Origin of the sequence: Proteus sp. G3927 (assembly GCF_963894685.1) — a bacterium.
Classification (GTDB): domain Bacteria; phylum Pseudomonadota; class Gammaproteobacteria; order Enterobacterales; family Enterobacteriaceae; genus Proteus; species Proteus mirabilis.
Genome location: NZ_CAWQGX010000031.1, coordinates 20,163 through 46,610 on the forward strand (window position 1 = coordinate 20,163; position 26,448 = coordinate 46,610).

General features: G+C 41.3%; 23 protein-coding genes and 1 pseudogene. 7 read left to right on the forward strand and 17 right to left on the reverse strand.

Annotated elements, in window-relative coordinates:
• The first annotated feature begins 37 nt into the window (after window positions 1-37).
• The 4 genes from AACV00_RS14715 to AACV00_RS17665 all read left to right on the forward strand — a co-directional run bounded on the left by AACV00_RS14715 (window position 38) and on the right by AACV00_RS17665 (window position 2,334).
• On the forward strand, window positions 38-928 hold the full coding sequence (locus AACV00_RS14715; RefSeq protein WP_161680407.1) for a DMT family transporter: 891 nt from the start codon (window positions 38-40) through the stop codon (window positions 926-928).
• A gap of 342 nt (window positions 929-1,270) precedes the next feature.
• Window positions 1,271-1,579 (forward strand): nucleotidyltransferase domain-containing protein, encoded by a 309-nt coding sequence (locus AACV00_RS14720; protein WP_226888986.1) that lies wholly within the window; start codon window positions 1,271-1,273, stop codon window positions 1,577-1,579.
• A 346-nt stretch (window positions 1,580-1,925) separates the two neighbouring features.
• Window positions 1,926-2,027 (forward strand): hypothetical protein, encoded by a 102-nt coding sequence (locus AACV00_RS14725; protein WP_323131668.1) that lies wholly within the window; start codon window positions 1,926-1,928, stop codon window positions 2,025-2,027.
• A gap of 184 nt (window positions 2,028-2,211) precedes the next feature.
• Window positions 2,212-2,334, forward strand: a complete 123-nt coding sequence (locus AACV00_RS17665; RefSeq protein WP_223304315.1) for a bacteriocin immunity protein — start codon at window positions 2,212-2,214, stop codon at window positions 2,332-2,334.
• Window positions 2,335-2,543: 209 nt separating this feature from the next.
• On the opposite strand, the gene AACV00_RS14735 is transcribed toward AACV00_RS17665, so the two are convergent.
• From AACV00_RS14735 to AACV00_RS14760, 6 genes are read right to left on the reverse strand one after another with little or no spacing between them, the layout of a single operon-like run.
• Window positions 2,544-3,257, reverse strand: a complete 714-nt coding sequence (locus AACV00_RS14735; RefSeq protein ID WP_036900449.1) for a M48 family metallopeptidase — start codon at window positions 3,255-3,257, stop codon at window positions 2,544-2,546.
• Entirely contained in the window at window positions 3,257-6,349 is a 3,093-nt protein-coding gene (locus AACV00_RS14740) for a type I restriction endonuclease subunit R (RefSeq protein WP_110706571.1), read from the reverse strand. The genes AACV00_RS14735 and AACV00_RS14740 overlap by 1 nt, the downstream gene beginning before the upstream one ends.
• Window positions 6,342-8,381 carry a DUF262 domain-containing protein gene (locus tag AACV00_RS14745; RefSeq protein ID WP_004250445.1) on the reverse strand — a complete coding sequence of 680 codons (2,040 nt, stop codon included), beginning with the start codon at window positions 8,379-8,381 and terminating at the stop codon, window positions 6,342-6,344. Before AACV00_RS14745 ends, AACV00_RS14740 begins: the two co-directional genes overlap by 8 nt.
• On the reverse strand, window positions 8,374-9,840 hold the full coding sequence (locus AACV00_RS14750; RefSeq protein ID WP_004250447.1) for a DUF262 domain-containing protein: 1,467 nt from the start codon (window positions 9,838-9,840) through the stop codon (window positions 8,374-8,376). Before AACV00_RS14750 ends, AACV00_RS14745 begins: the two co-directional genes overlap by 8 nt.
• A gap of 12 nt (window positions 9,841-9,852) precedes the next feature.
• Window positions 9,853-11,238 (reverse strand): restriction endonuclease subunit S, encoded by a 1,386-nt coding sequence (locus AACV00_RS14755; RefSeq protein ID WP_110706572.1) that lies wholly within the window; start codon window positions 11,236-11,238, stop codon window positions 9,853-9,855.
• Complete coding sequence (locus AACV00_RS14760) at window positions 11,235-13,655, reverse strand: type I restriction-modification system subunit M (RefSeq protein ID WP_110706573.1); 2,421 nt, start codon at window positions 13,653-13,655, stop codon at window positions 11,235-11,237. The genes AACV00_RS14755 and AACV00_RS14760 overlap by 4 nt, the downstream gene beginning before the upstream one ends.
• Before the next feature lie 612 nt (window positions 13,656-14,267).
• On the opposite strand from AACV00_RS14760, the gene AACV00_RS14765 reads away from it, so the two are divergent.
• Window positions 14,268-14,348, forward strand: a complete 81-nt coding sequence (locus AACV00_RS14765; RefSeq protein ID WP_237731560.1) for a cloacin immunity family protein — start codon at window positions 14,268-14,270, stop codon at window positions 14,346-14,348.
• A gap of 304 nt (window positions 14,349-14,652) precedes the next feature.
• Here AACV00_RS14765 and AACV00_RS14770 read toward each other — a convergent pair whose 3' ends face one another.
• A complete protein-coding gene (locus AACV00_RS14770) occupies window positions 14,653-16,065 on the reverse strand; it encodes a hypothetical protein (RefSeq protein ID WP_104459232.1) in 1,413 nt (470 codons plus the stop codon).
• A gap of 294 nt (window positions 16,066-16,359) precedes the next feature.
• On the opposite strand from AACV00_RS14770, the gene AACV00_RS14775 reads away from it, so the two are divergent.
• Entirely contained in the window at window positions 16,360-16,812 is a 453-nt protein-coding gene (locus AACV00_RS14775; protein ID WP_104459233.1) for an NUDIX hydrolase, read from the forward strand.
• A gap of 49 nt (window positions 16,813-16,861) precedes the next feature.
• On the opposite strand, the gene AACV00_RS14780 is transcribed toward AACV00_RS14775, so the two are convergent.
• From AACV00_RS14780 to AACV00_RS14805, 7 genes are all read right to left on the reverse strand, one after another.
• On the reverse strand, window positions 16,862-17,314 hold the full coding sequence (locus tag AACV00_RS14780) for an AAA family ATPase (protein ID WP_306470705.1): 453 nt from the start codon (window positions 17,312-17,314) through the stop codon (window positions 16,862-16,864).
• Window positions 17,315-17,329: 15 nt separating this feature from the next.
• On the reverse strand, window positions 17,330-17,422 hold the full coding sequence (locus tag AACV00_RS17670) for a hypothetical protein (RefSeq protein WP_350407533.1): 93 nt from the start codon (window positions 17,420-17,422) through the stop codon (window positions 17,330-17,332).
• Window positions 17,423-18,615: 1,193 nt separating this feature from the next.
• The gene (locus AACV00_RS14785; RefSeq protein ID WP_161680409.1) at window positions 18,616-18,987 is read right to left on the reverse strand and encodes a hypothetical protein; all 372 of its coding nucleotides are present in this window, start codon (window positions 18,985-18,987) and stop codon (window positions 18,616-18,618) included.
• Window positions 18,984-19,352, reverse strand: a complete 369-nt coding sequence (locus AACV00_RS14790) for a hypothetical protein (RefSeq protein WP_237584964.1) — start codon at window positions 19,350-19,352, stop codon at window positions 18,984-18,986. Before AACV00_RS14790 ends, AACV00_RS14785 begins: the two co-directional genes overlap by 4 nt.
• Before the next feature lie 16 nt (window positions 19,353-19,368).
• Window positions 19,369-20,232, reverse strand: coding sequence for a hypothetical protein (locus tag AACV00_RS14795; RefSeq protein WP_161680411.1), 864 nt, complete (start codon window positions 20,230-20,232; stop codon window positions 19,369-19,371).
• Between the two features lie 141 nt (window positions 20,233-20,373).
• Complete coding sequence (locus AACV00_RS14800) at window positions 20,374-21,108, reverse strand: outer membrane protein (RefSeq protein WP_150375754.1); 735 nt, start codon at window positions 21,106-21,108, stop codon at window positions 20,374-20,376.
• A gap of 627 nt (window positions 21,109-21,735) precedes the next feature.
• Window positions 21,736-22,530 (reverse strand): DUF932 domain-containing protein, encoded by a 795-nt coding sequence (locus AACV00_RS14805; protein WP_442956601.1) that lies wholly within the window; start codon window positions 22,528-22,530, stop codon window positions 21,736-21,738.
• Between the two features lie 491 nt (window positions 22,531-23,021).
• Between AACV00_RS14805 and ltrA the strand changes: the two genes are divergently transcribed.
• Window positions 23,022-24,722: a group II intron reverse transcriptase/maturase gene (gene ltrA, locus AACV00_RS14810; RefSeq protein ID WP_161680413.1), complete on the forward strand. Its 1,701-nt coding sequence runs from the start codon at window positions 23,022-23,024 to the stop codon at window positions 24,720-24,722.
• An 81-nt stretch (window positions 24,723-24,803) separates the two neighbouring features.
• On the opposite strand, the pseudogene AACV00_RS14815 reads toward ltrA, so the two are convergent.
• From AACV00_RS14815 to AACV00_RS14825, 3 genes and pseudogenes are all read right to left on the reverse strand, one after another.
• Window positions 24,804-24,935, reverse strand: a pseudogene (locus AACV00_RS14815) (DUF932 domain-containing protein); the annotation flags it as partial.
• Between the two features lie 59 nt (window positions 24,936-24,994).
• The gene (locus AACV00_RS14820; protein ID WP_161680415.1) at window positions 24,995-25,420 is read right to left on the reverse strand and encodes an antirestriction protein; all 426 of its coding nucleotides are present in this window, start codon (window positions 25,418-25,420) and stop codon (window positions 24,995-24,997) included.
• A gap of 91 nt (window positions 25,421-25,511) precedes the next feature.
• Window positions 25,512-26,384, reverse strand: coding sequence for a GTPase family protein (locus AACV00_RS14825; protein ID WP_161680417.1), 873 nt, complete (start codon window positions 26,382-26,384; stop codon window positions 25,512-25,514).
• Window positions 26,385-26,448 lie beyond the last annotated feature (64 nt).

Sequence of the window (26,448 nt, forward strand, 5' to 3'; positions counted from 1 at the left end):
TCAAGCCTGCGGGCAACAATAGAAAGTGAGGTTGATAATGGTGAATACAGTGGTAAATAAAACAGATCCTAGAGCTGTTTCTGGATGGATCAACGGGCTGTTGGGGGTCATCATTTTTAGTGGTTCGCTACCTGCTACTCGCGTAGCCGTCCTTGATATGGATCCCTTTTTCCTGACATTTCTAAGGGCATCGATAGCGGGTGTGTTGGTCATTATGCTGATTTATGGTTTTCGTGAAAAATATCCGCAAGTTTCGCAGATAAAGTCACTCATAATTGTGTCACTGGGCGTCATTATCGGTTTTCCGTTGCTGACGGCTATGGCGTTACAACATGTGACCTCTGCTCATTCAATCGTTTTTCTTGGTCTTCTGCCGCTGACCACTGCGATTTTTGGCGTCCTACGTGGTGGCGAACGCCCCAGAATGGCCTTCTGGATTTTTTCTGTGCTTGGTAGTTTGCTCGTTATGGGGTTTGCTCTCTCACAAAGCACGATCGTCTCACCTACTGGTGATCTTCTCATGCTTGCAGCGGTGGTGGTTTGTGGTTTGGGTTATGCCGAAGGTGCAAAGTTAACCCGTATTCTGGGGGGATGGCAGGTCATCAGTTGGTCGTTGGTCCTCTCGTTACCATTCATGCTGATAGCGTCATTTATAACAATGCCAGCCTCATTTACCAGTATTGGATCATCTGCATGGATAGCACTAGGTTATGTCTCCCTATTTAGTATGCTAATTGGTTTTATTTTCTGGTATAAGGGGCTTGCAACGGGGGGGATTGCTGCTGTCGGTCAGTTGCAACTTCTTCAGCCTTTCTTCGGGCTGGGGTTGTCGGCTATACTGTTGCATGAGACCATAAGTCCTCTAATGGTATTCATTACGCTTGGCGTCGTCCTGTGCGTTATGGGCTCTCGTAAATTTTCTCGATAATTTTTCTGCCAGTCTACTACTAGCAATTGCGGTAACTTAAGCGGTGTAAATTAGAATTAATTTATGCGAAAGCTTACCATGTCAGGGACAATCCGTCGCAACTGTTAAACGTCACCAACCTTGAAGCGACTGTGGTTGACAAAACTTAGCCACAATTAGCCACTATATGTAAGGTTTCTAGAACCACTAAACTTCCACTTCTGGTACGAAGCTAGCCACCTAACGCGTAGGGGGCTACTGTAAGAGAGGAGTGGATATTAAGGCATAATAGTTTGGATACAACAATTTCAGGTTCAAAATGCCTGTTATCAGGAAAAATAACATTAGCAAACAAGAGAAAAGATGGCCGTCGATCATAATGATTTTATTTCCCAGCCAAGACGCGCGGAAATTCAACCTGAATTCTCACATATAATTGAATGTGTTGTGACAAATCTAACCCGTTGCTTTCCTAAGCTTATACACAGTCTATATGTATACGGAAGTGTAGCTGAAGGCAGGGCAGAAGTAGGTAAGTCTGATCTGGATATGACAGTTATTTTCAAATATGAACCTGATCAGACTATTAAAGAGCAATTTGCAACTGTTAGTCTGTTCTTGAAAAAAACAATCCCGTTATCAGTAAAATTGATTTTGATTGTGGTCTGTTAGAACAGGTTCTCGATCCAGATAATGTACTTAGTTGGGGATACTGGATTAAACATCACTGTCACTGCGTTTATGGCGAGGACTTAAGCCATCGCTTTCAAGCTTTCAAACCTTCAAAAGCTATTGCAGTGGCCGTGAATGGGCTATGGAATTTGCCCGCTGGCTTAGCTGCGAATTTAATAGCCAAAAAGTCTAACCAGATAGTCTTGTTAATAATTGTTCTTTGCAACTAAATCAAGCCACTTTTCTTAAGGAATTTTGTTCATATTCAATGGGGGGGCAGATCACCATTGGCAGTATGAAGCCTTTCTAAAAAGTTAGTTAAAGAAAACAAAGTAATAGAACTCGAATGCGAAATGGTTTGGCTCCTAGGGCTAGATATAAAGATAGTGTTGGAGGGAGACGTTCCTTTGAGTCTCACCATGATAAACCGCGGAGAGGTTTATTATAGATAATATTCGAGTTGTTACTCCGAAACGTCACATTGATATTCACAAAGGAAAATAATTATGAAACTGAAAAATAGCATTAATGATTATACAGAAGCTAAATTTAAACAATTTATTGAAGCTATAATTAATTATGAAAGTGACGAAAAAACACAAGATGATAATTTATAATATTTTATTAAAATCATTGATCATCCTGAAGGTTCAGATCTGATTTATTATCCAGAAGGTAATAATGATGGGAGCGCTACTGCTATTATTAAAGAAGTTAAAGAATGGCGGGCTAAAAACGGTAAGCCTGGATTTTAAAAAGGTTAATTATTACTCTTGTTTGACTAGCCTTGATATAAGTTGACAACTTTTCAGGTATAAAACGCTCGATGAACTTCATCGGGCGTTTTATAGTTTATCTTTAGTACCGCTCCAGTACTGTATCTACATGTTTTTTGTTTACCACCTATTTGCCACTAAAAAGTAGTTAAGATTGAGTTGAGCTCTCTATTCTATAAGGACAAAAGTTAGTATAACCAATGACTGTAAGCCAATGGTGCTTTATTCAGCAAGTCTTTGCGTTCTTGCCAATCAGGAAGTAGCTTATCCATGTGGGCTTTAAATCGTTCATTATGCTTACGTTCAAGTAGGTGAACTAACTCATGAACTAGGATGTATTCTAAACATTCTGGTGGCTTTTTGGCGAGTTCTAAGTTCAACCAAATGCGTTTTGCTTGCGTATTGCAACTGCCCCATTTGGTTTTCATTTTTCTTACGCCCCAAGCGTCGACAGTGACACCTATTTTGCTTTCCCAAATAGGCAATAAGTCAGCTATTCGCTGTTTAAGTGCTTCACGGTAGTATTCAGTGAGAACTAAAGCCTTTTGCTCAGCAGTTGCAGTATGGCTAACATACAAATGTAATCGTCCACGGCCTAATTTGGCTTCATGCTTTCCTACATGTGGCACAACATTGAGACGATAGCGTCGACCCCACAAGTAATGGCATTCGCCACTGACCATTTCTCGTTCTGATTGGCGGGGTTGTTTTATGAAATTATTCTGCTGCTGTTTAATCCAAGGGATACGACGGATCACCGCCATACGAATAGCCGTTTCCGTCATAGATACAGGCGCAGATACACGTACACGTCCATCAGGCGGCAACACGCTAATATGTAAGTTTTTGATGGCTTTACGATTCAATTGTATTGTCATTGAGCCAATTTCAATCATCGTCATCATTGATACTCTTTTTGAGCTTTAGCGAGTTCCATTACGTCCTGAATATCCACCTCATAGCCCGCCGTTTCTTCTCGTACTGCATTGGCAATTTCTCGTTCCTTAAAACGATCTCCTACCCAATCCGCTTTTTTGGTATAACGAATGGCACTATCAATTTTGGTGGCAAGCCATTCATCTTTGCCAAAGTTATCATAAAAAGCACGTTTGGGATTAGTATCCATTGATGCAGGGTAGCTAGATGATGTTCGCTCAGGACGTACGACTTTAGCAGCGAGTTCGCGGATTTTCTCGAGGTAATCTTGATATTCAATCGCCTTTTGTCGACGAAGTTCGATTAGTTCATTGAGTAACACTGACATCTGTTCATAGTATTTAGGGTTAACCGGATTTTCATCGACAATGATTTTGCGAACGTTATTTTCAATGGTCTCAGCCATTGCTCCCGGATTTTTACGGAGATCCTCGGGCAGGGTATCGATAGCACTGACGCCTTTTTCGACGATTAATTCAATCAAGCCAAGCTCTTCAAAGTCCATAAGGACTTCACTATCATCGGCACGAATATACATATCTAGCAGATGACGCATTGCAGGCTCAAAGCGCTTCATTTCGACGAGATCACCACTTGCAAGCTTCACTTCATCGCGAACTTTTTCATAGTGACAAACTTCAGATCTAATAGAGTTTATATCATGAGTAGAATAACCTGCATCTGGCATTTCGTTGGCGATATTTGCGAATGCTCGCAGTAACTTGGCAACACTCTGATATAAGGTTAAACGAAGTGCCTCTTTTTCGGTTAACTCATCTTGATTTAAGCCTGATTCGCCACAAAAATAATGGATATAATCCTCTGTATTTCGTGGTGCTTTTACTGGCTCACATAATGCTCGAACCATTTCCAGCGCACTATCTAAATTTAGTCTTGCTTGCTCTAATCGGTCTTTTAGTAAACCAACCACATCTTCCTTGTCATAACCTTCAAAAGCACCTTGAGTATAATCAGAAATTGCTTTATCTAATGAGCGGAATAAATCTTTATAGTCGATGATATAACCGTATTCTTTATCATCACCATCGAGACGGTTGACGCGACAAATTGCCTGAAACAGGCTGTGATCTGCCATTTGCTTATCAATATACAAATAAGTGGCAGAAGGCGCATCAAAGCCAGTTAACAATTTATCGACCACAATCAGCAGGCGCATTTGCCCAGGTTCATTAACGAAACGCTTTTTAACTTCCTTTTCAAAGTCCTCAACTTTATTAGCTGCTTTGTCTTCAGGTAGTTCAAAGTAGTCTGCTAACATTTTACGATAAATATCGTATTTAAAGAGTTTTTCCGTTAAACCTTCACCAGTCTCCTCACCTTTAATACTTGCAGGTGTTGGTTGAAAACTAGTAACTATAGCAACTTTACCTGCTAAATCGGTCTGACTAAACATTTCATAGGCTTTACAGGCCTGATAAACGCTGGAGCAGACTAACATCGCATTACCATGACCATCCATCAGACGTGGCCGAGTATCCATATCTAACAAGATATCATTCACAATCTGTTGCAAGCGTGATTTACTGGATAGCACCTTTTGCATGGTGCCCCATTTTAGTTTGAGCTGCGTTTTAGCTATTCGAGATAATCCGCGCGTTTTTGCCTCGAACCACTCATCAACTTTCTTTTGGGAGGTAATGTGTTGGTCTATATCTCTTGCTTCATAGCGTAAATCCAATACTACGCCATCAGCGACAGCCTCATCGAATTTATAGGTATGAATATAAGGACCAAAGACTTCAACTGATTTCTTTTTGTCTTTTTTCATCAGGGGAGTCCCTGTGAAACCGACAAACATGGCTTCAGGTAAAATGGTCTTCATTGCGTTGTGCAACTTACCAGATTGAGTACGATGGCACTCATCGACAAAGACAAACAATGTTCCTTTAGCTCTGAAATTCGATGACAGTGATTTTTTCAGTTCTTCAATAAATTCATCGGTTGCGGCATCATTTTCAGAATCAGACTGCCTTCCAAATTTATGCACTAATGAGCAGATCAACCAAGGGTTAGGCTGATTTAACGTGGCCACAAGATCTGCACCACTTTTGGTACGATAAATTTCTTCGTCAACACCTGTAAACACTTTTTCAATCTGTTCGTCAAGTTCAGTTCGGTCAGTCACTATCAGCACGCGAGCATCAGTAACATTTTCCCGTATCCATTTAGCTAGCCACACCATAGTTAAGCTTTTACCTGAACCTTGGGTATGCCAGATTATACCCCCCTCACGCTTTGTGATATGAGCCTTAGCCGCTTCAACACCGAAAAACTGGTTATGGCGACAGGTTTTCTTGGTTCCAGCATCAAAGACAATAAAATCATGGATGATTTGCAAAAAGCGAGACTTATTACATATACGGCTTAGGTGAAAATCGAGTTTATAGTCATAAGTATTTTCAAGCGGTTCCTTCCACTCAAGATAAAATTTTTCGGGTGTTTCAATTGTGCCGTAACGTAGTCCCTGAGTATCATTACCCGCCATCACCAATTGCATTGTGGTAAAGAAATTACGAATAAAATCTTTCTTTTGGTTATCCAGATTTTGGCGAATACCTTCAGAAACAGAGACAGATGAACGTTTAAGCTCTATCACACCCAGCGCAATACCGTTTACATACAACACGATGTCTGGGCGTTTTTTGTTCTCGCCCTTGATAGAGACTTCTTCAGCAATGGCAAAATCGTTTGCTTCTGGGTTTTTCCAGTCAATCAGCCACACGGTTTCATTAAGATGGCCAGCACCTTCTTTATCTTTCACGCCGTAACGTAGTAGGCGATAAACCTCTTTGTTGGCGTAATAGAGCATTTTACCTTCGCCCAGCGCTGCTGCCGTATCCAATTGGCGAATAGCTCGATTGATCAACGCCTTGCTGACACCGCGTTTTTTTAGCCAATTAACGAGGATATCCACTTCAATATTTTTATTATTAGCGCGATCCTGCCAATCGCCTAAATAGCGATAGCCTAAGTCAGTTTGAAAAAACTGAACGATACGATTTTGGGTTATACGTTCGCGTTGACCGACATTACTCATAGCTAAAACCCTTATTCAAGTCCTTAGAAAACACCATTAACATGGCTTGTTCATGCGTAGCTATTTGAGTTTCTGTCCATTCTCCATCAGCATTCATCAACTTAATCATTTCATACAGTTTTAGGGTATCAATACTTTTATCTGCGATGGCCGCTTTAAAATGATCACGCTTAGCGGTGGGTTGTAAGTTACTTAATTTTGAATTTTTGCTATGGCTAATCAAGCACAAATTACCAAAGCGATGCAAATCAGCATCCGGCAGTACATAATGCCCATCAAGTGGGTGCTGCGGATAAAAGTGTTCAACAGAGCTTCGGAAGGTAAACTCAAACTGAGTAATCACATCATCCGTTTTGTTTAGTTTTCCCTCACACCACAACAAGTAATCGAGATAGTTAAACACTAAGTTATTTTCAATTACGCCATAACGCAGCTTTACTAATACTTGCTGATTATTTGGATCAAATGCTGAATATTCTTTGTTTTGAAAAATCATTTGGTAGTAATCAGCAGGAGATGCACTTAAAAAACGACCATATACAAATTGACGAGATAAATATTCAAGCTTCTGCAAATAAAGACGAGGCGTAATTTCATCCATAGCAAACAAATGGAACAATGCACCATTTAACCAGTGCTTATAAGCCAGTGTCGGTGTGGAAACATGCAAAGCACTTAACAGCATTAAAATCTGACGATTTATCCCTTCAAAGCCATCTTCATTATCCTGTTCTTCGCTGCCACCAAAAGTATTAATGTAGCTCTGACTCTTAGCGTTATAAAAATGCAGCTTTTTCAAGCTCCACCTATCTTTGCCATCACTAAATTCCCGCTTAATGATGTACTGGTCAAAAAGATATTTGCACTTGAGTAGCGCGAATACAAAGTCTTTAACTGCGTTAATTTTGTTACTGCCATTTTCTTTCAAGTAGGCGTCGAACTGCTCTAACAAACGCTTATCGTCCAACGCGATATCCTGTTTTGTTAACACTCGTAAAACATGCAGTAAGAAGTTAGAGAAATTAATGACGCTATTAAAGCGCTCTGGTGTAAACATTATATCAGCGCTAGAAGAGGACTGAGGTGGCTTTGCCAATATCTCATTGAGCGTCAGCGAAATGGTTTGAGTGTTTTCGCTCTTTTGAGTAGTTGCTTCGCAAATGCTTGTAGCTAAATCAGCGTAGCACGTTGGTTTAAATTGTCCCCAATCGTCTTTACCAAAAATATTATGCCTTTCATCGAGGTTAAAGCCGTATTGAACGTAACGTTCCATATTAGCTGTTGCGTCCCACACTTTTCCTAGCAGCTGTATACTCTGCTCACGCTCATAGGGGTCAGTGATTTCATTTAACACCGACATTAACCTTGCTTTAACGACTTCGTGCTTTTCTAGCTGCTCACCGCGATTATTCATTACCTCAAAATAATGATTTAAATCGGTATCTTTGGGCACAGATACTCGGGTTATTTCTACCTTTTCGTAAAGGTATTGGCAAAATCCTTCAAGCTTATCCCCCAAAGCTAATAAGCCCTTTTCTAGCAAAGAGAAACCATTCACCACATCGAGGTTGTAGTCATCGGTTTTTAAGTGTTCTAGTGCAACGCCTTGAATTAGGCAGGCAAAGGTATCCGATGATTTTTGGCGGCTTTCAAAATTGAGATTAGGAGTAGTGTACCAGCCCATATCGACAGTCACTTTGCCTGCAGCATATAAGCGTTTGAGAGCAAAGGTTAATAAGGTAAGTGTGGTAAAACGTTGTTGCCCATCAATCACTTCAAAGCTGCCATCGTTACGCTCAAACACGACCAACGTGCCAATGTAGTAGGTTTGATCTGGTTTACTATGTTGATAATCCAATACGTCTTGGATCAGTTGGTTGATTTCACCCTCACCCCACGCATAGTTCCGTTGATACATAGGGACGACATATTGGCTTGCATCACAAAGTAATTTTTTAACCTTAAAGCTGGCAATTGCTTTACCATCAGCCCCATCATTGTATTTCGTGTATGGCATCCGAACATTACTCATAGTACTTCATTTCCTTAAACAGCTCGGTAATTTCACTAAGATTGGTTCCCTTACAATCAGACTTTTTAAGTGTGGCTAACGGCCAATTTAAAACATCAGCTGGTTGCACCGCTTGCTTTATACGTTCAAAGACATTATGTGTCAGAGCGTGTTTATCCATGCGCTCTATACCGACGACTTGCATTTCTAATCGGCAGCTATATGCCCAAATAAACAGCTTCTCTATCGCTTGCGAAAGCTGATGTGCGCCAAACTTATCTAGATAAAAGATCACCGCACAATCAAACAGTGTGCGCACATAGCCATCCCCTGTGCGGGTTCGAGAGCGGTAGGTATTTATGGTATGTAAAATCTTACAAGCTAAGGGCTCTAGCTCATGGCCGAGTATGCGAATGCTCTGTTTTTCTTCACTAACCTTGGCCTTATCTTTTCCACTTCGTTCATCGCTTACGATCTCAGCTATTTTTTGTTGGTAATGGCTGGTCATTTCAAAAAAACGCCTACCATTTATGATCATCTGATCAAGGTGAAAAGGGAAACTCATGTGTTGGTGATCAATATGGCGCTGGTACTGGCCGTTATAGTCATCAACAAAATGGTGAGCGATTCGAAGCGGCTCCACATAAGGGTAAAGCCCTACCTGATCAAGATTGACTCCTTTAAATAAACCCACTTTTGATTTAGTAAAATACTGTGCCGATTTACCTTGTGCCCAGTTGCGAATACGAAACAAATAGTTGGAAAACAGTCGCGCCAACTGTTCACTTTCCAGGCTTTCCCAATGGCGCACCGAGTCAGCTTTAAGTTCAGTTTCACTTTCTGAAAACTCACGCAGATGAAACGCTTTTAACAAATCATGAGGATCTAAATCTCGGCCTCTGGCGTTTTGCGAGTCAAAAAACTGGAAAGCCTCTGACACATCATCAAGCACAAAGGTAACCACTTCACAGCGGTTTAGTAAAAAATCGATATCGGCCTCGGTAAAGTCACTGCGAGCAACAGCTCGTTTTGCCGCCATAAAGTTTTGATGCAAATTTCGGTGCGAAATATCACTATTAAAGGTTTGTCGATTTAAAAATGCATCAATCGGCACAGCAAGTGAGGCGAGTGTGTCTTTAACATCTTGCCGCTTTAGGTCATCCAAGCGCTCATCTAACAACGCCTTAACCAGAAGTACTAAGGTTAAAGTGCGCTGTTGTCCGTCAACAATATCGAGCGTTTTTAGTTTACTTTCTGAGTCTGAGTACCTATGAAACACCACAGAACCCAAGCGATAAGCCGATTTATCCCGATATACTTTTAAGTCGCTCAACAAGTCAACTAGATTTGCATGTGTCCATTTATAAGGCCGTTGATAGGCTGGAATAGAGATGTTCGGTAAAGAAACTAACGTCTTCACCTGTATTACTTGTTTATCCAGCGTATTTTTTTGTTTTAGTTGCTCCGCAACAAAGGCCATAGCAGCCACTCCTTATTCCTTGTCATAAGGCAGCCGAGTCTTGCCCGTCAGCAGCTCTTGCATCATGCCTTGTTTGATTTGGCGGGTTTTGCCAAGGCGTTGTTCCAGTGCCTGAATCTCGTCGTCCATATCAGAGAGAATGGTGGCGATGGCGGTTTGCTCTTCTTGAGAGTTGGATATAAGCAAGTTAAACCCTAATACATCATCAGTATTCACATAAATCTGAGTACCAGGCTTGGCCATCCCAACGATTCTCTTGTGCACCGAATCAGAATTGAGAAGAAAGTGTAAATATTTAGATTTCACACTACCTTTGGGTGCAAGCCTCATTGTTCGCTGATTCATGACATAAGTTTCATCCGCCTCAATTAGTAGTACTCTGCCGATAATCGTACCAATAGCAGTTTTATCGTTAAGAATCATTGCTAGATCGCCACGACTAAGTACAAATCGTCCAACCTCATTTTTAAATTTCTCGTCGATATAACTACCCGTGTCTATGTATCTACCGGATTCTGAATAATTACCTATTGAAACTACCTTGTAGCCGCCATTCGAATTGAAATACTGCTCTTGGGCCTTACCATTTTGGTAATTACACAGATCCCCTAGGGAATGAACCTCCCAATCCTCCGGTATTTCTCCCAACTCACTTGGCTTGGTGCCTTTTGGTGCGCCATCTTCACGCAATGCAAACTGCGGCAGGCGGGTGCGGCCGGTGAGGAGTTGTTGCATAGTGGCGGTTTTGATAGCCTGTTTTTTGGCGATCAGATTTTCTAATTCACTAATCAGCGCATCAACATCGGATAGCGCATTAGCGATGGCAGTTTGTTCTTTTTTAGAAGGTAATGCAAGTAGATAGTTTTTAACGTCGTTACTCGTAATGTTTGGATCTTTTCTACTGCTGCTTGCAACCCCTTTCCAATATTCGACATTATAATTTAAGTTAAAGAGTAGGTATTCTGAAACTAACTTGCTATTTTTCGGTATAATTGCAATTAATGCCTGATTAATAGCTGCGTCAACCTTTATAACTCCAGTGCGACCAATTTGGTTAAAGCCGCCATACATTGCGATTAATACTGAACCTGCAGGATGTTTCTTTAAGCTCGTTTCAACGAGTGCCGCATTAGTGACATATTCCTCAGTTACCAAAATTAAACTATTGTTTAGATCGAGAGTTTTTACCCAAGGGTGTAAACCAGAAACATAGTATTTTTCATGGAATTTTCTTGGTGGCGTAGTTCCTCCACCGAAAATAGCAATATCTCGTAAATTTGTTATTTCCCAATCTACAGGAATAAATCCAATTTCAGTTTGTTTATACCCAGTATTAATTTGGTTCGAAGAGGTTCCTGTTACATATATTAGATTCTTTTCCACTACCCCGTTACTCATAGCTCCCACTCCAACCCCATCGCTTTTAAATGGCCTGCGACTTTCTCATTCAGGTCTTCTACCGATTTAGTAATAGCCGGTAATGGCTCATTGTAGCGCTCTTCCAACTCTTTAACGCGATTAGCCAGCTGCTGAGTCACGCGCTCAATTTCTGCCTCGATATTACTTTGCAACGTCGCCAGCCATTTATCATCCACTATCAAATTTTTGATTTCGTCGATACTCAGTTTCGGGTATTGTTTAAACACCGCTAAATCGAGGGCATCTTGGGCTTTTTTCAGCGCTTTTTTAGCATTGGCTTCATTATCAAACAGCTTTTGGGCTTGTTTTAATGCCGATTTTTCATCGGGGTCAGTGGCAATTTTCAAACGTGCCGTGACTGTGGCTTTGGTGACTTTGTCTTTATCATTCAATGCCTCATTAAGTAGGCCGTCGTCACCGCTATTTTCCTCAAGATAGGTTTCTAACTCTTGACTGGCACTATCAAGTTTGCTTTGCAAGGTATCGATTTTGGTTTGTTCATCGGCAAAATAGCGTGCCACGATAAGAGCAGGGGGGATCAACTCAGCTTTATACTTTGTTTTACCAATCACTAAGTCAGGCGTTTCTCTCAGTTTTTCACCTTTTTTGACTTCTAACTCACGCAATACTTTACCTGTAGACCAACCATCTTGTACCAGTACGTACACATCGTCTTGCATCGTATCACTCCAGTAATCCATCAGGATCTGGTAGATATCGTATTTGCTCAGCAATGGTGTTTGTGAATAGCTTTGCAACAAACTTTCGCTGATTTCAGCGATTAACGCTTTAGGCTGATCACCTACACTGATCTCAGCTAAATTAGATGCGCGAGCCCAAACGTGATAATGCTGCAAGCTATTCGTCGCAAACTGTTTAAATTCATCATGGTTTAGAATGGTATTCTTCACTTCAGAGGCTTTAACTAAAGCTTCACTATAACCTTCACGTGCTGGTTTGAATAAGGCCGCACGAATACTCGGGAATATCTGCCAGTAGCGTTCTAAGGCATCGATATCACGATTGGGAATACCACCTTGTAGATGGGCACTGAGGTCGTGCAAGTCTTCTGGTTCACTGGAATCAATATAACGCGGTATATTTAGGTTGTAGTCATTAGCCACTATTTCGCTTAATGGCACCATCCGGCTAAAGCGAGGTTGTTCTAATTGCTTGGTAAATACCTCAACAATTTTATAAATATCCTGACTACGCAGGCGGTTTTTATTGCCATCTTTGATAAAGCCTTTGCTGGCATCGACCATAAAAATACTTTCTCTCGCCTGTGCGTGTTCTTTGTCGATCACGATAATACAGGCAGGAATACCCGTGCCGTAGAACAGGTTGGCGGGTAAACCGATAATTCCTTTGATATAACCTTGTTTAATTAGGTTTTCACGAATACGCGCTTCAGCATTACCTCGGAATAATACACCGTGGGGGAGAATGACGGCACCTTTACCCGTGCTTTTTAAACTTTTGATAATATGCAACAAGAAGGTGTAATCACCATTTTTTTCGGGGGGAATACCCCAGCTAAAACGATCAAATTCATCTTCTTTAGGATTAATGCCGTTAGTCCAGTTTTTATTGGAGAAGGGGGGATTAGCGACAGCAAAGTCGAATGTTTTTAGTTGCCCGTTGGCTTCTTTCCATTGTGGATCCGAAATGGTGTTGCCTTTCCAGATCTTCGCGGTGGCGTTGTTGTGTAGGATCATATTCATACGAGCCAAGGCGCTGGTGGCGTTATCCATTTCTTGGCCAAAAATACTCAAGCCACGGGGGGCTTCATCACTGGCTTTTAATAATAATGAACCTGAACCACAAGTTGGGTCATAAACGGTAGCGTCTTGCGGGGTGTTTTTATTAATACCAATCACTTTCGAGAGAATGCGTGAAACTTCGGATGGGGTATAAAACTGGCCTTTGGATTTACCAGACTCAGTTGCAAAGTGACGCATAAGGTACTCATAAGCATCACCCAATAAATCGTCACCATCAGCACGGTTGGAAGAGAGATCAAGCCCTTCAAATATCCCTATCAGCTTGGAAAGACGGTCAATCATCTCTTTGCCTTTGCCGAGCTTATCTTCGTCGTTAAAATCGGCGACATCAATGACACTTTTCAGGTCATTTTCTTCAGCTAACGCACTGATAATTTTGTTTATTTTATCGCCTATTTCTTTATCGCCTTTAAGTGCAACCATATCATCAAAGCTGGCACCTTGGGGTATAACAATCATACCGTACGGATCACCTTTATACTTATCGGATACATACTTCATAAATAGCATGGTCAGTACATAATCTTTGTACTGGCTGGCATCCATCCCACCGCGTAACTCATCGCAACTGGCCCATAGTGAGGAGTATAGTTCGTTTTTCTTAATGGCCATTTGGGTTCCTTAATTTTTAGATACTAGATTGCAGCCTATATATTACAGTGATGAACTCAGAACAATAACTAAATACTTCGTCTCTCTTATTTATTTAGTTCTTCTAAATGGAAAACAACGACTAGGTGGAAGCCATTGGTGTTCTTACTCTGTGTTTTTTTATTATAAGAGGAAAACTTTTAATGATTTGATTTTCATTGGTTTTTTATTTTTTAATTTAATATATCAATATTGCTTATACTACCATTGCTAAGATGGTTTCTCAAAATATTCGAAGAGGAATTAAAGGCAGTTAAAGAGAAATTAACCCTATGCATTAGTTTCCTTTGAAGTCAGCCAATGCGTTCTATTAGATAGACATGATCCAAAAACAGAGAAACAGCGGAAGCCTGCTGACTTCAAACATAATACTAAAAAATATCTGTAAGTAGATAATAACATCATGAGATTGAAACTACATACCCAGTGGTTTAATAGAAAACGGAAGAAATTGAGGAATACTCTAAAGATTACGGTGACGATGACTTTATTATTGAAGAAACAATTGATCCAAAAAATGAGAATGTCATCAATAATGGTTAGTTTGATCTAAAAAAAGAATGGATTAATGCTATTCAAAAATATGTAACTTACAAAATTAATCCGGCTAAATATACTTATTTCATTGCGTTTGATTACCGAGATAAGTGGTAATTAAAATTTTTCAGAGATGAAATAAAAACGAATACCTGTTGTTTGCGGATGAATGGTGTGCATTCATTCACAACAAAATAAATGTGAAATGGAAAAAGAGCAGAAGGCGGAAGAGGAGCGCAGACAAACAATTCGAGCTAGGTGAAATGACGTATTACCATAGTGAGTTATTCCGTCTTCATATTTTAGTTCTTTAGCTTCAGCAAGACAGATATCTAAAGCTTTAGCTAATATACTTAGTGTTAATTAATAGATAGGCAGTCATAAAAGGCTCACTAGATAAACCTGTGAGCCTGTTTGTTTATTAACGTATTACATTAACATGTTCCAGTTTGACTGGACTTTCAGGTTTATCGCCCACTTGCATAGCGACTGGGACAAAAATGTTGAAATCTTGCAACCAAGCGAGTTTAGTACCGCTATTCGGCTGCCCTTTAGTCGTCATACGACATTCAACTAATAAATATTTTCCGCTAAATTTGGCGGCAATACTTTGAGCATCTCCTTCTCCGGTAACATCACAGAATAATGATGACGCTGTTACCTTCTTATTAGTGTCAATATTTTCCCATTGCGCCTGATATCGTTGACCTATTGCTAACGGAAAATGCAGATCTGTCTGTAACTTGCTAAGCAGTGAGGTATCATTGCTGATAGACATGGCGAACTTCAATTGTAACTGATTTGCCAGTGTTAAACGTTGTACTGTCCAAATGTCATAATCTTCTAGCTTGCGTATATAGCCATCCGGTTGTGCATCAAGCTGTATATTGACCTTACCGAAATCGCTGACTTCCGTATAGTTAATCTGTTTAAAACGAGGAGGCATCAAAGGTTTGATCAATAACTGCGCTTGGCTCTCAATCGAAGAGGAAAGCGGAAATTTATTCAGCCACTGCGGATTATTATTACTCAGATTAGGCATTGAAGGCCCCATCAGTGTTGATGCAGGCTTATTCTTAGCAGGCACAAATAGCCCTTTTGCTGTGAACGATTTTCCTTCTGGTAACTCGCAAAGTTGATCGAAGAGCTGTGTCATTTGAGTATCAATTTTGAAACTGCTCTTGCGGCGAATAATATCCGCAGTGATCAGTGAGTCTGTCACGCGACCCTCGCTATCAAAATTCATTGCAGCCACAGCATTACCTTGATGTGTTTTACAGTTATATAAATAGTGCTCGACCTTTAATTCTAGTGGTGCATCGTAAGGTGGCTCCCAAGTAATCTCTGAGATATCATATCCCATTCGTACCGATAAAGTGTCACCAGTGACATGAATACTATTAATATCAACAAGATTAGTTATAATATCTTGAGATGTCGTCGATAATTTTTCCCACCGCATCTCTTTTATAGGTAACTGGCAGACAGCACGGATTTCCTCTTCTGTCATCTGCTTATCAATTTGTGCGGGCGCATAGCGGGCATAACTTTTCCCATAATAACGAGCACTAGTTACTCCATCATCATTAAGAAAATCTTTGTATAGAAGCTCAGCCTTGCCTTGTTTACAATCAATTGATCGCCAGTGCTGAACTGTTTTTCCGTTATTATTGGTAACCGACAACATATAATTCAAACGGTCATCTATTCGGGTTACAGACAATGGATTAATCCCATTCTCTACCAATTCAGGCTTATCGGCAGCTTGAACGAAAGAAAAAGGTAAGAAAGATAGAAGCAACAACGAATTTATTAAAGAACGAGGGTAGGACATATATATTCCTTTATAAATAATCAATAAAGAGATGACTATCTAAATATAAACCATTCATCTAACTTGATATGCACATTTATAAATAAATGTAGCATTAAGTCAACAATACTTACTTTTGGCATTTAACAGCTAAACGGAAATTAAAACAAGTCTGCAATGAGCTAGGAACGGACGAGATGATGAATATAGTTAACGTGGCAAGAAATAACATTTTCGATATTCGCTTACAGACAACAATATTATTTTTATGTGAAAATCCAAAATGAAGATTTAAATATATTAAAAAGGGAATATATGCGTAGTCGTCCAGCCTCTCGTTTGATAGTCCTTTCACCTGAAAGCCATGTACTACTCTTTAAGTTCTGCCATAAATATGATGCTTTAGAGGGAAAAACATATTGGGCTACACCAGGAGGACAACTTGAGTGCAACGAATCTTTTGAGCAGGCAGCGTTACGTGAATTATTTGAAGAAACGGGCCTGACAAGAAAAACTACGGGACCACAAATAGCCTCCAGAACCTTCCCTATGATACTGCCAAGTGGTGAGAATGTTATTGCTGAAGAACGTTTCTTTATAATTAATGCAGATAAATCAGATATCGACTGCTCTGGTTGGAGTAACAACGAAAAAGAAGTCATTCACGATCACTACTGGTGGACCTTAGAAGAGCTTAGACAAACCAATGAGATCATTTTTCCACTCGATTTGATAATTAATATACTTGAAGGTTTCCCCAGTACTTAACTCACTGAAACAGCTGAAATATTTTCTATTGGCACGAAGCGAACTTTCACTAATTTCCTTCGTTTGATGGGGTCTCAAGTGTTGAACATTGGGAAAGGACGTCAATAATCCGCGAGACACATTCATCACTGGATAAACTGTATGAGTCTAAAATAAGGTGTTCTCTGTTCCATGGTTCATAAACTAAGTCTGTAACTTGTTTCCAGTCAGGCAAGGTTAATCCCTCGACTTCAGACACTCTGGTTTCAACTCGTTTACGATGCTCAATTATATCGGAACATATGATCTCAATTTCTAAATAACCAGTTCTTGTGGATAAAGCTATTTCTCTATAAGCATCACGGGTTAATGCCAATGGATTCACTGAGTCAGCAATAACTGTCGCCCCTAATTGTAGATTCTCTCTGGCAAGCGAGTAAGCGACAAAATAACCAGCAGGCCCCATTTCATAGTTATCTTCATCGGCTTTGCGTATAGCTTGCTCAATCGTATCGATTCTCAAGTAAAGAGCATTTAACTACTTTGCCAAAGCCTGAGCGATAGTACTTTTCCCACTTCCTGGTAAACCACTGAAGATGATTAGTATAATCTGTCCTTTAAATAATGAAATCTAACTGTATTGAAATGCTTTGAATTGTTGGGGTTCCTGAGCCTATTATGACAAGCGATATGGCAAGAGTCGAAGAGTATTACTGAAACGGACCACTAGAGTTTGCATCAAGTAATAGAACACCTCAGTGATAGGAATATAGCCATCATAGTTTGTAGAAATTCTTAAAGCCTTATGGTGAATTTATTGCTAAAGCCAGATTAGATATAAATAATTCAAATTTTATATAATTACTAAATTAGTTAACTTCTATGAGAAGGTAATTATCTTAAATTAATACTAATCACTCTGTTTTCAAATACTGCACCGAGTTTCCATCTGGCAGTTTCACCATTATCTCAAACTAAGATAGATAATAAAAAGGCTCACCGAAGTGAGCCTTTTTGAACTTTAAATAATCCGCGTACGATTTGCGTATGATTTAGAGTACTATCTGTGTCAGTGTGTAGTCTTAATGATTTCGCTAACCTCTTGTTTTTGAAACCGTTGTCCTATCACTGACCCACCAAATTTGGTGGGCTGGCGGAGTCTGAACTGAGATTGTATTGCATTGATTTTAAATCAATATAATTCAATTCAACTTTTAATTTGGGCCTATTGTTGGGCCTAAAGTTTATTTTACGGTTTTTTTGATCTAGATTAAAAAGTAGATTGCCATTTTAATATAATTGGTTGATGAAACGGAAACGACCAATAAAATTATGTAGATTGTCTTGTGCCATAAGCATACATTGTTGATTGTAGATTATGATACTCATTTTTTTCTAATTCATTGTACGCTAGGATATTTGCCATCTTCATTAATTAAAAAAATCTGAGACAGATACCGGTTATTGTTTTGCTTGACCAAATGATATTCATAAATCGGGGAATAGTATAACTGTGTTACTTTAGTCGTAAGACTGGCAATATTCTCGATAATTTCTGTAGCTATAATTTTTCTTGTTCAGGATCATGAGATGATTCAGATCCAAAAGAAATAGGTCTCCATTAAAATCTGGTTTTGTGTTCATTCCAACTTTTTTGTGCAAGTAACGTAGTATCTTTAGCTTCACGACTTTGTCTATGCTGAAATGTTTGGTTGTTCCAGATTTTGTCTTCGCTCCGATTGTACTCAATACAAATATATAGTGAACTCTAATTAAGATGGACAATAATGAAGGTGAGGTTACCCACCTTCGATTATTATTTTATCATAAGTTTTGATTCTTAGTCATGCACTCAAATATCCCCAATGTGTTTATATTCGTGGTACTAACCCATCCGAGTTTAGCTGATTCAGGTAAATCATCAAAAAGTGTTATGGCATGGTAGAGTTGTACCCATTGTTCATCAGCTGTTCGTTTAGCGACCCAGAATTGTTCTTTTCCTGATGTGGGCTGATAGTTGATAGACTTGGAAGCTCTATCGGGTTGATCATAAACCTGAAGCGTATTGGCAGGAGATGAGCTGAACTCAACACAATCTCGATAGGTTGGCTTAGGTTGTTTGCCGAAATAAATCCCCAATGTGACGACTGCGATAATTCCCACAAAAGGAAGGCTATTTAATGTGCGATTTTTCATTGAAAGATAACCTCCACATGGTCAATGTGTTTTCCTTGACTGTAAGCATCCAGCCACACTTTTTTGTTAATACGGGATAAGCGGTAATAGGTATCGAGAGGGCCGTCTTCACAATCGCCAGTTGATGTACTAAATAGTTGGTTGGTTTGACTATCAATCACTTCGGCAATTACGAAGGCACATTTAGCGCCCAGATTCACTGTGCTCGTGACGACATAACGTCCCTCGAGGTAATCGTCAACACGACAATTCTTATCGGCAATCGCTTGGTTATTACACATTGGTGTAAAACCACTTTTATCGATGGCGGTATCAAATACATTCGTGTTAAAGGCGCTCGCGGTAAAATTGAGGCAAAACACCATGAAAATAACTACGTATTTAGTCATGATTTATCCTCATTGTTGAACCGTCTTTCTGATGGTTGTTTTTCTGATAGGTGAGTCGACCTAATGTGATTGCAATAGCCAGTTCGATAAAAAATAGCAGGAATAATCCGAACATATTTAATCGGTTAGGCAATAGAACGTTAAGGAGTGCCAGTAGCGCTAAGATAACAAGGGAAATGATTGTTGACAGGGTTATCCTGAGTTTCCGAGAACGCGTTGCCGTGTATTGTTGTAGGAAGCCATATCCCCAATACCCCACATAACCTGCGATAGTACCCGCTAGAATCACCATGATATTGAGATTGATTTGGTTGCCAATGCCTATCGCTAAGGCATTCATAATGACAAGGTATAGCGCTAAGAATGTCATTAAACGGAAAATAGGATGCGGGTATTGAAATGGATGGGATACGTTTTTAACGGTATGGATATAGACAATAACGCCAGCGCTCAGTCCGATAAGGCAGGCGAAAAGGAGGAAAATAAAAAAGTATTCATAAAGTATAAAAATTAAAGCATGGTCAAAAACCATAAAAGGAATAATCCCGATGAGCAATAAGTAGATAACACATAAAGAAGCGATGAAAGCGAAGACGAATGCCAAAATTTTTCGCGTTAGCATTAAACGGAAAGGGATACCCTTAAACCCATAAATGACCCACAACAATATTTGAGAAATCAAGAGTGGAGCTAACATCGCGATAAGGTAATACAGTAGATACATTAAGGGCTTACCAATAAATAAGTCGACCTTATAGTGATTGGCGATGATGACTGTAAAACCGAATACTAGCACTAAGCTAATGATGAAAAAAATTCGTTCAACGCCTAAACGAATATGATTAATTGAATTCATTTTTACCTCTTTTTATTACAATTTTTTTGTGGTTAAAATTTAACCGTGGTTATTTTTTGTTTAATCAATAAAATAGCCAACATCAAAAAGGCATGTTGGCTAGGTAAGTTGAGGGTAATCTATAAGGCTGAATGCCAGAGATTAGAATCGGTAAGTCAAACCAAGCATGATGTCATTGGCCTTCACTTTGATTTTTGAGGTGTTTTCCCCATCGCCTACCGCTGTCGTGATGTCGGCTTTTCCAGCATCTAAATAGCGATAACTTAGTCCCATATCCCAATCGTCATTGATGGCATAGTTCACCCCCGCACCAACACTCCAGGCAAAGTTATTGGCGGTATGCGTGTGAGTATCATGCAAAGAGAGTCCTGGGGTATAAGCATCAGCGCGGGTGGTTTTAAAATCCACGGCCGCATAGCCTAGCCCGACAGAGATATATGGCGTGAAATTTGAGCTATTTTTAATGTCGTAGTACCCATTGACCATTAGCGTATTGAGTTTGATTTGGTTTTTAATATCACGAGTTTGATGTACGCCATTACGCACACGGTCGCGGATATTGTAGGTTGAATTCGCTTTATCACGCGCCATAAATTCCAATTCAGCGCGAACAGGGATATCAAACTGATTGGAAAAGTCATAACCCAACGCAAGTCCACCGCCAAATACGCCAGTACGATGGCTATCTCCATTTTTGGTACCATTATCACCGGCATCAGCATAGCCACTGTAGACAAACTGCTGGCCAGACATTTGCACAATGGATGCGCCCATTTTACCCGTGATATAAAGCCCCGTTTTACTGTCATCCGTGTTAGCGAATGCTGGTAATGAAATGCACCCCATTAGGGCGGGAATAATAAACGCTTTTTTCATGATTGATTTCCTTTTAATCAATATCACATTAAGTATGGTTGAATCGCGTTATATCAGTGGAAGGCATGAGAGATTTGACTCAATCACCTTAATATCACTGACATAAAGACAATTTAGCGTGAGACAGTTTAACTTAATCGATCTGTTTTACCTATCAATAATTAAAATACGATCGGTAATATCGATCGTATCTATCAATAAACGGTTATCGATCGGCATAATCGATCAACTGTTGTTTTGGTGCTTAAATAAGAAAAAGAGTTGATGAGAGAGTGAGTCAAAATGGAAGGGAATAAAATGATGTTTAAAGAATGCTCTCCTTTCTTGAATAGATTAGTGTGCTCGATATTATCAAGTACCAAAATACGGGATAAGTCTTTATGTTAGCGCTAACGCTCTATAAGCAACGCCGTTTACTCATGTTATAGATATGAAAACCGAACTCCGTTAAGACCCAATGGTTTGATGTATGCCGGTGGATTAAGCCTTTCTTCTCCAGCGAGTTGAGTGTCCTTTTGTTGCAGAGTGAGCCATAATTGAGTTTCACATTACTCAAGGTTTTTAGTTGCCGTTCTGATAATTTCATCGCGTTCACCGTAAGATCCAATTATTTAACGTATACTGTGGCTATAGTTGTTCGCGTCCAGCAAAGTGCGCATGCATTTGTTCTGTCAGTACCCACAACGCTTTATTGAGCTTAATATCCCCATCAATTCCATTCACTGAACGCGTGCGAGCGCGTTTACCTTTGGCATTTCTGCCTGATAATCCTCCCTTGATTAAATTTTCCTGTAATCGTTGGTACACTGTCCAAAGATCGTCTTTCTTATCCTCAAAACGGCGAGGTTGTAAGACTTGAGCTTCAGTTATTGGTTGATGTTCCTCACCAAAGCGATAGGTTAAAGCCGCATGCGCCAAGGCCTGCTTTGCTGGTGGCGGTAATAGTAAGGACTGCATTTGCTCACGTTTTTCAGCGATAGCATCAAACGTATCTAACACTTCGTAAGCCCCTTCAATCACTTTATCGACGACATTACCTTTATGGGGAACTCTGACCTCCCCAAAGGTATCGCCACAAACCAGTCCATTTTGACAAACATAGCGAAAAAAGCCCGGTAACATCTGATAGCTACTGGAGCCATCATGGCTATTAAGTAAGATGATTTCAGGCACTTGGCTACCCGTAATTTGGTCATGACGTCGGAGCCGTAACATATGCTTAGTATGATCACGACGGCTGTCATCTCGCACACGAGTTTGGCATGCAAAGAACGGATAAAAGCCTTCTTTTTGCAGGCTATCCAATAAAGTAATCGTAGGAATATAAGTATACGTGCGACATGAAGTCGCTCGAAGAATTGCTGCACCCGCAAAGTATCGCGGGGACAAAGCCCGCTGTTCCGTCAGCGGTAGCCTACTGATCCATGCTCGACGGGTAACTGTTGGGTCTGAAGCGGTCGGGACAACGTAGCAAGGGCTGCAAGTACCAACGCGGCTTGAGCGCTAGGCTTGATGGTATGGTTAACAGAAGTGAACTGCTCTTAAACGTCGTCAATATTAAGCAGCCAAAGGTACTGAAAGGCTGTAGCCAAAAGGCAAAGTAGCTGGATATTCCTTTTTATACTGGGGATACGCGGACAACAGAGCTACCGGCGGAGAGGCAGAACCTAACCCATCGTGTTCTTCGAACGGAACATGGTAAGTCCGTATCGTTGCCCATTCGGGCAGGGGCCCCGTAAGGGAAACTGTTGGCGGTGCGGATAGAGGAGGACTGAGAAAGCGAAGGCCATTCTGTAATCGAATGGATAGAGGTTGCGTCGCTGGGCAACATTACCTCACGCGAAAGCGGGCAAACTTCAGTCTGGTCTTTCATCATGAGAGAGTCTGGCGAACCTTTAAAGGAGGGAAAGCAAATGACGGCGCAGCTAAATAGCTCTGGTGCACCCTCCGATCAGGCGACGCACTGGCACAGTATTGACTGGGCAAGATGCCACCGCGAGATCAGAAGGCTTCAGGCATGTATCGTGAAGGCAACACAGGAAGGCAGACATGGCAGAGTAAAAGCACTGCAATGGCTGCTTACCCACTCGTTCAGCGGCAAAGCTCTCGCCGTAAAACGAGTGACAGAGAATCGCGGCAAACGAACTTCTGGCGTGGATGGAATTACGTGGTCTACGCCGAAGATCAAGCTCAAAGCAGTATTATCACTCAGGCGAAGGGGCTATCGTCCTCAGCCTCTGAGGCGGATTTACATCCCAAAAGCTAACGGGAAGCAGCGGGCACTGGGCATTCCCTGCATGATCGACAGGGCGCAGCAGGCACTGCATTTGCTCGCTTTGGAACCGATAGCCGAAACAACCGCAGATCCGAACTCATATGGGTTCAGGTCTGCCCGATCAACGGCTGATGCAATTGAACAGTGTTTCAAGGCTCTTTCACACACCGATTGTGCGAAATGGATCCTTGAAGCTGACATCCGTAGCTGCTTTGACGAAATATCGCACGACTGGCTGGTCGCCAATATCCCGATGGACAAGGCGATCTTACGAATGTGGCTGAAAGCTGGCTACTTCCACCATAATGTCCTTTATCCAACAGCGGCGGGCACACCCCAAGGGGGAATCATATCGCCAACGTTGATGAATATGACTCTCGATGGATTAGAACACCTGCTGCGACTTAAATATCGCAGGAGCACTCGCAATCCGTCGAAGGTCAATATCGTTCGATATGCGGACGACTTCATCATAACCGGTATGACAAGTGAAATGCTGGCAGAAGAAGTTATCCCTATGGTCGGGCAGTTTCTGGCGGAACGGGGTCTCTCGATGTCGCCAGAAAAGACCAGGATCACGCATATCAGCGATGGATTCGACTTCCTCGGCATGAACGTACGCAAATATGGGGGCAAACTGTTAATCAAGCCAGCTCCTGTAAGTGTCCAACGTTTCATGCGCAAAGTAAGGGGAGTGATTAAAGGTAATGCAATGGTGCGGCACGACACACTGATAAAGAAACTCAACCCGATGTTACGTGGATGGGCAAATTATTATCGGCATGTTGTGGCGAAACAAACGTTAAGTAAGGTCAGTTGCGCGATATGGCATAGCTTGTGGCGCTGGGTAAAACGTCGGCATCCCCACAAGGGAACTGGGTGGATCAGGAGGAAGTACTTCCGAATCATTGGATCCCGGCACTGGGTCTTTGCCACGGAAACTGGCAGGATACTCCAAACTGGAGTTCCCGAGCTTCTGGAGCTTTACAACATTGACAGTACACCGATCCGGCGGCATAGGAAAATCCGTTCTGATGCCAATCCATTTGATCCTAAATGGGAAATCTACTTCGAAGAGCGATTGACCCTTGCAATGCAGAGGTCAATCAAGGGGCGAACCCGTCTGATTCGAATATGGTTGGCTCAGGAACGGCATTGCCCTATATGCCGACAGATGATCGGAGAATCTACTGGGTGGCGTCTCTTCCACGTGAAACGAACGATTGACGGTGGGCTAGATACCAACAGTAATCTGATAATGTTACATCCGGACTGCTACCAGACAGCCCGCGCACGCCGATTCAAAGTGGTGAAACCGGCTCCTTCAGTGGGGCTTTGAAAGGCTTGAGCCGTGTGCCGGGAAACTTGCACGCACGGTTCTTAGGGGAGGATGCGGTGGTAACACCGTGTCCTTACCCGACTTTTCGCTACGAGAGTCGTGTTTTTCTTTAGAGAACACACTGGGTACGGTGCGAAATAACTCTTCGAGAGTTAACGGGCGGTCACGGCGAATGCTATTCGCCGCACCAAAGCGGGACGCTAAGCGAGTCATAATGAATTTCCTTTAAAATAAAGTAGATAGTTAATACGAAGGCGTAAATAAGGACGTGGTTAATCGATTAGATGGAAAATGGCGGAACGTTCTGGGTGTTGCGCCGCATAATCACGCAATTGATAAAAGCGATCGACGAGGATGTCACTTTCCGTTTGAAATGACCATAAGCTGTACATCATCAAACACACGGCAATGCCTGCGGCTTCACAACTGACGTTGGCTTCGTTACCGTTATGTGGGTTGAACAGCGTCAGTGTCTCTTGAGGTAAATCGGGATAAATAAAGGCGCCACCATTGGATAAGGTACAATATTCCCAATACCCGCCGTGGTAGTCATCACAAAACTGCCCCATAGTGGTAAAGATGGCCACTTCAAAGGTGGTCCAGCCTTTCACACTCCCGAAGTGGTTGAGCCAAAAATCCAGGCGTTGTTCATTGGGGACGAGTGTCATTGCAATAGCGGATTCAGTTGTATTATTCATCAGTTGATACTCCAAGAAAAAGAAATAAAAAAGCGTCAATCCCGTTAAGGACTGGCGCTTGATGTCATCAATGTTGTATTAATGTAAGAAGCTAAAAGAATATGCTCCACAGGGATTTAGCAACGGATACGATGCTATTTTTGACTGTATTCATCGTTCCTTTTATTAATGCAGGCAGGGGAAGGATATCTATCAGAGTATCGACGATATCACTGATGCATTGCCCAAAATCGTTACGTGCGGCGTTCTCCACGGATTGCGTCCGGTAAGCGCTGTTCAGTTGCCTAGCTACCCCGCTACTGGCTTGCGCCGGTAACGCCTGTATGAGTTGCTCTGCTAATTCAGTGAGTTGATAGTTTTCGACCGCAGAAACTGTTATCACAGGATGATGTGGCTTAAAGGCGGTTATGACGGCTTGTTGCTTTAATTTTAAGTTATAGGTCTGCTCTGAGGATGGTTGATGCTTGTATTCATCCCACTGGCGACAAGGCTCTATTTTATCGGCTTGGTTCAAGACAAATAGAAATTGATTAGGTTGGTAACCGCATTTCTTCGTGAGAAAGCGATAACACTGTTCATCAGAAGACCATGCTCGGTCATCGGCCTTGAGTACCCAAATGATTAAATCCAGTTCTGGTAATAAGTTACGATATAGCTGGTGGTACTCTTTATCTCGCTCAAGGCTTTCCCCCACACCGGGTAAATCAATAAAGGTGAGTGTATGGTTGTTCACCGTCATACTGAAGCGTTGCGCTTGGCGTGTGCAGCCGGAGACATCACTCACAGGCGATAGTTGGGATTGGAACAGCGCATTTAGCAGACTGGATTTTCCAGCCCCTGTTTTACCCATTAGACCAATGGTAGGGGAGTAATTGATGAGCTGACTGAGTTGGTTAAAAAATGATGTTTTAAATGAAAAGGGAAAGGCTGCGAGAGCCTTCTCCAGTTCAATATGTTGATTCATACAAACTCCTTGAAAATAAAATTATCATTATTCAAGGTGATAATATATATTTGAAATTATTTTA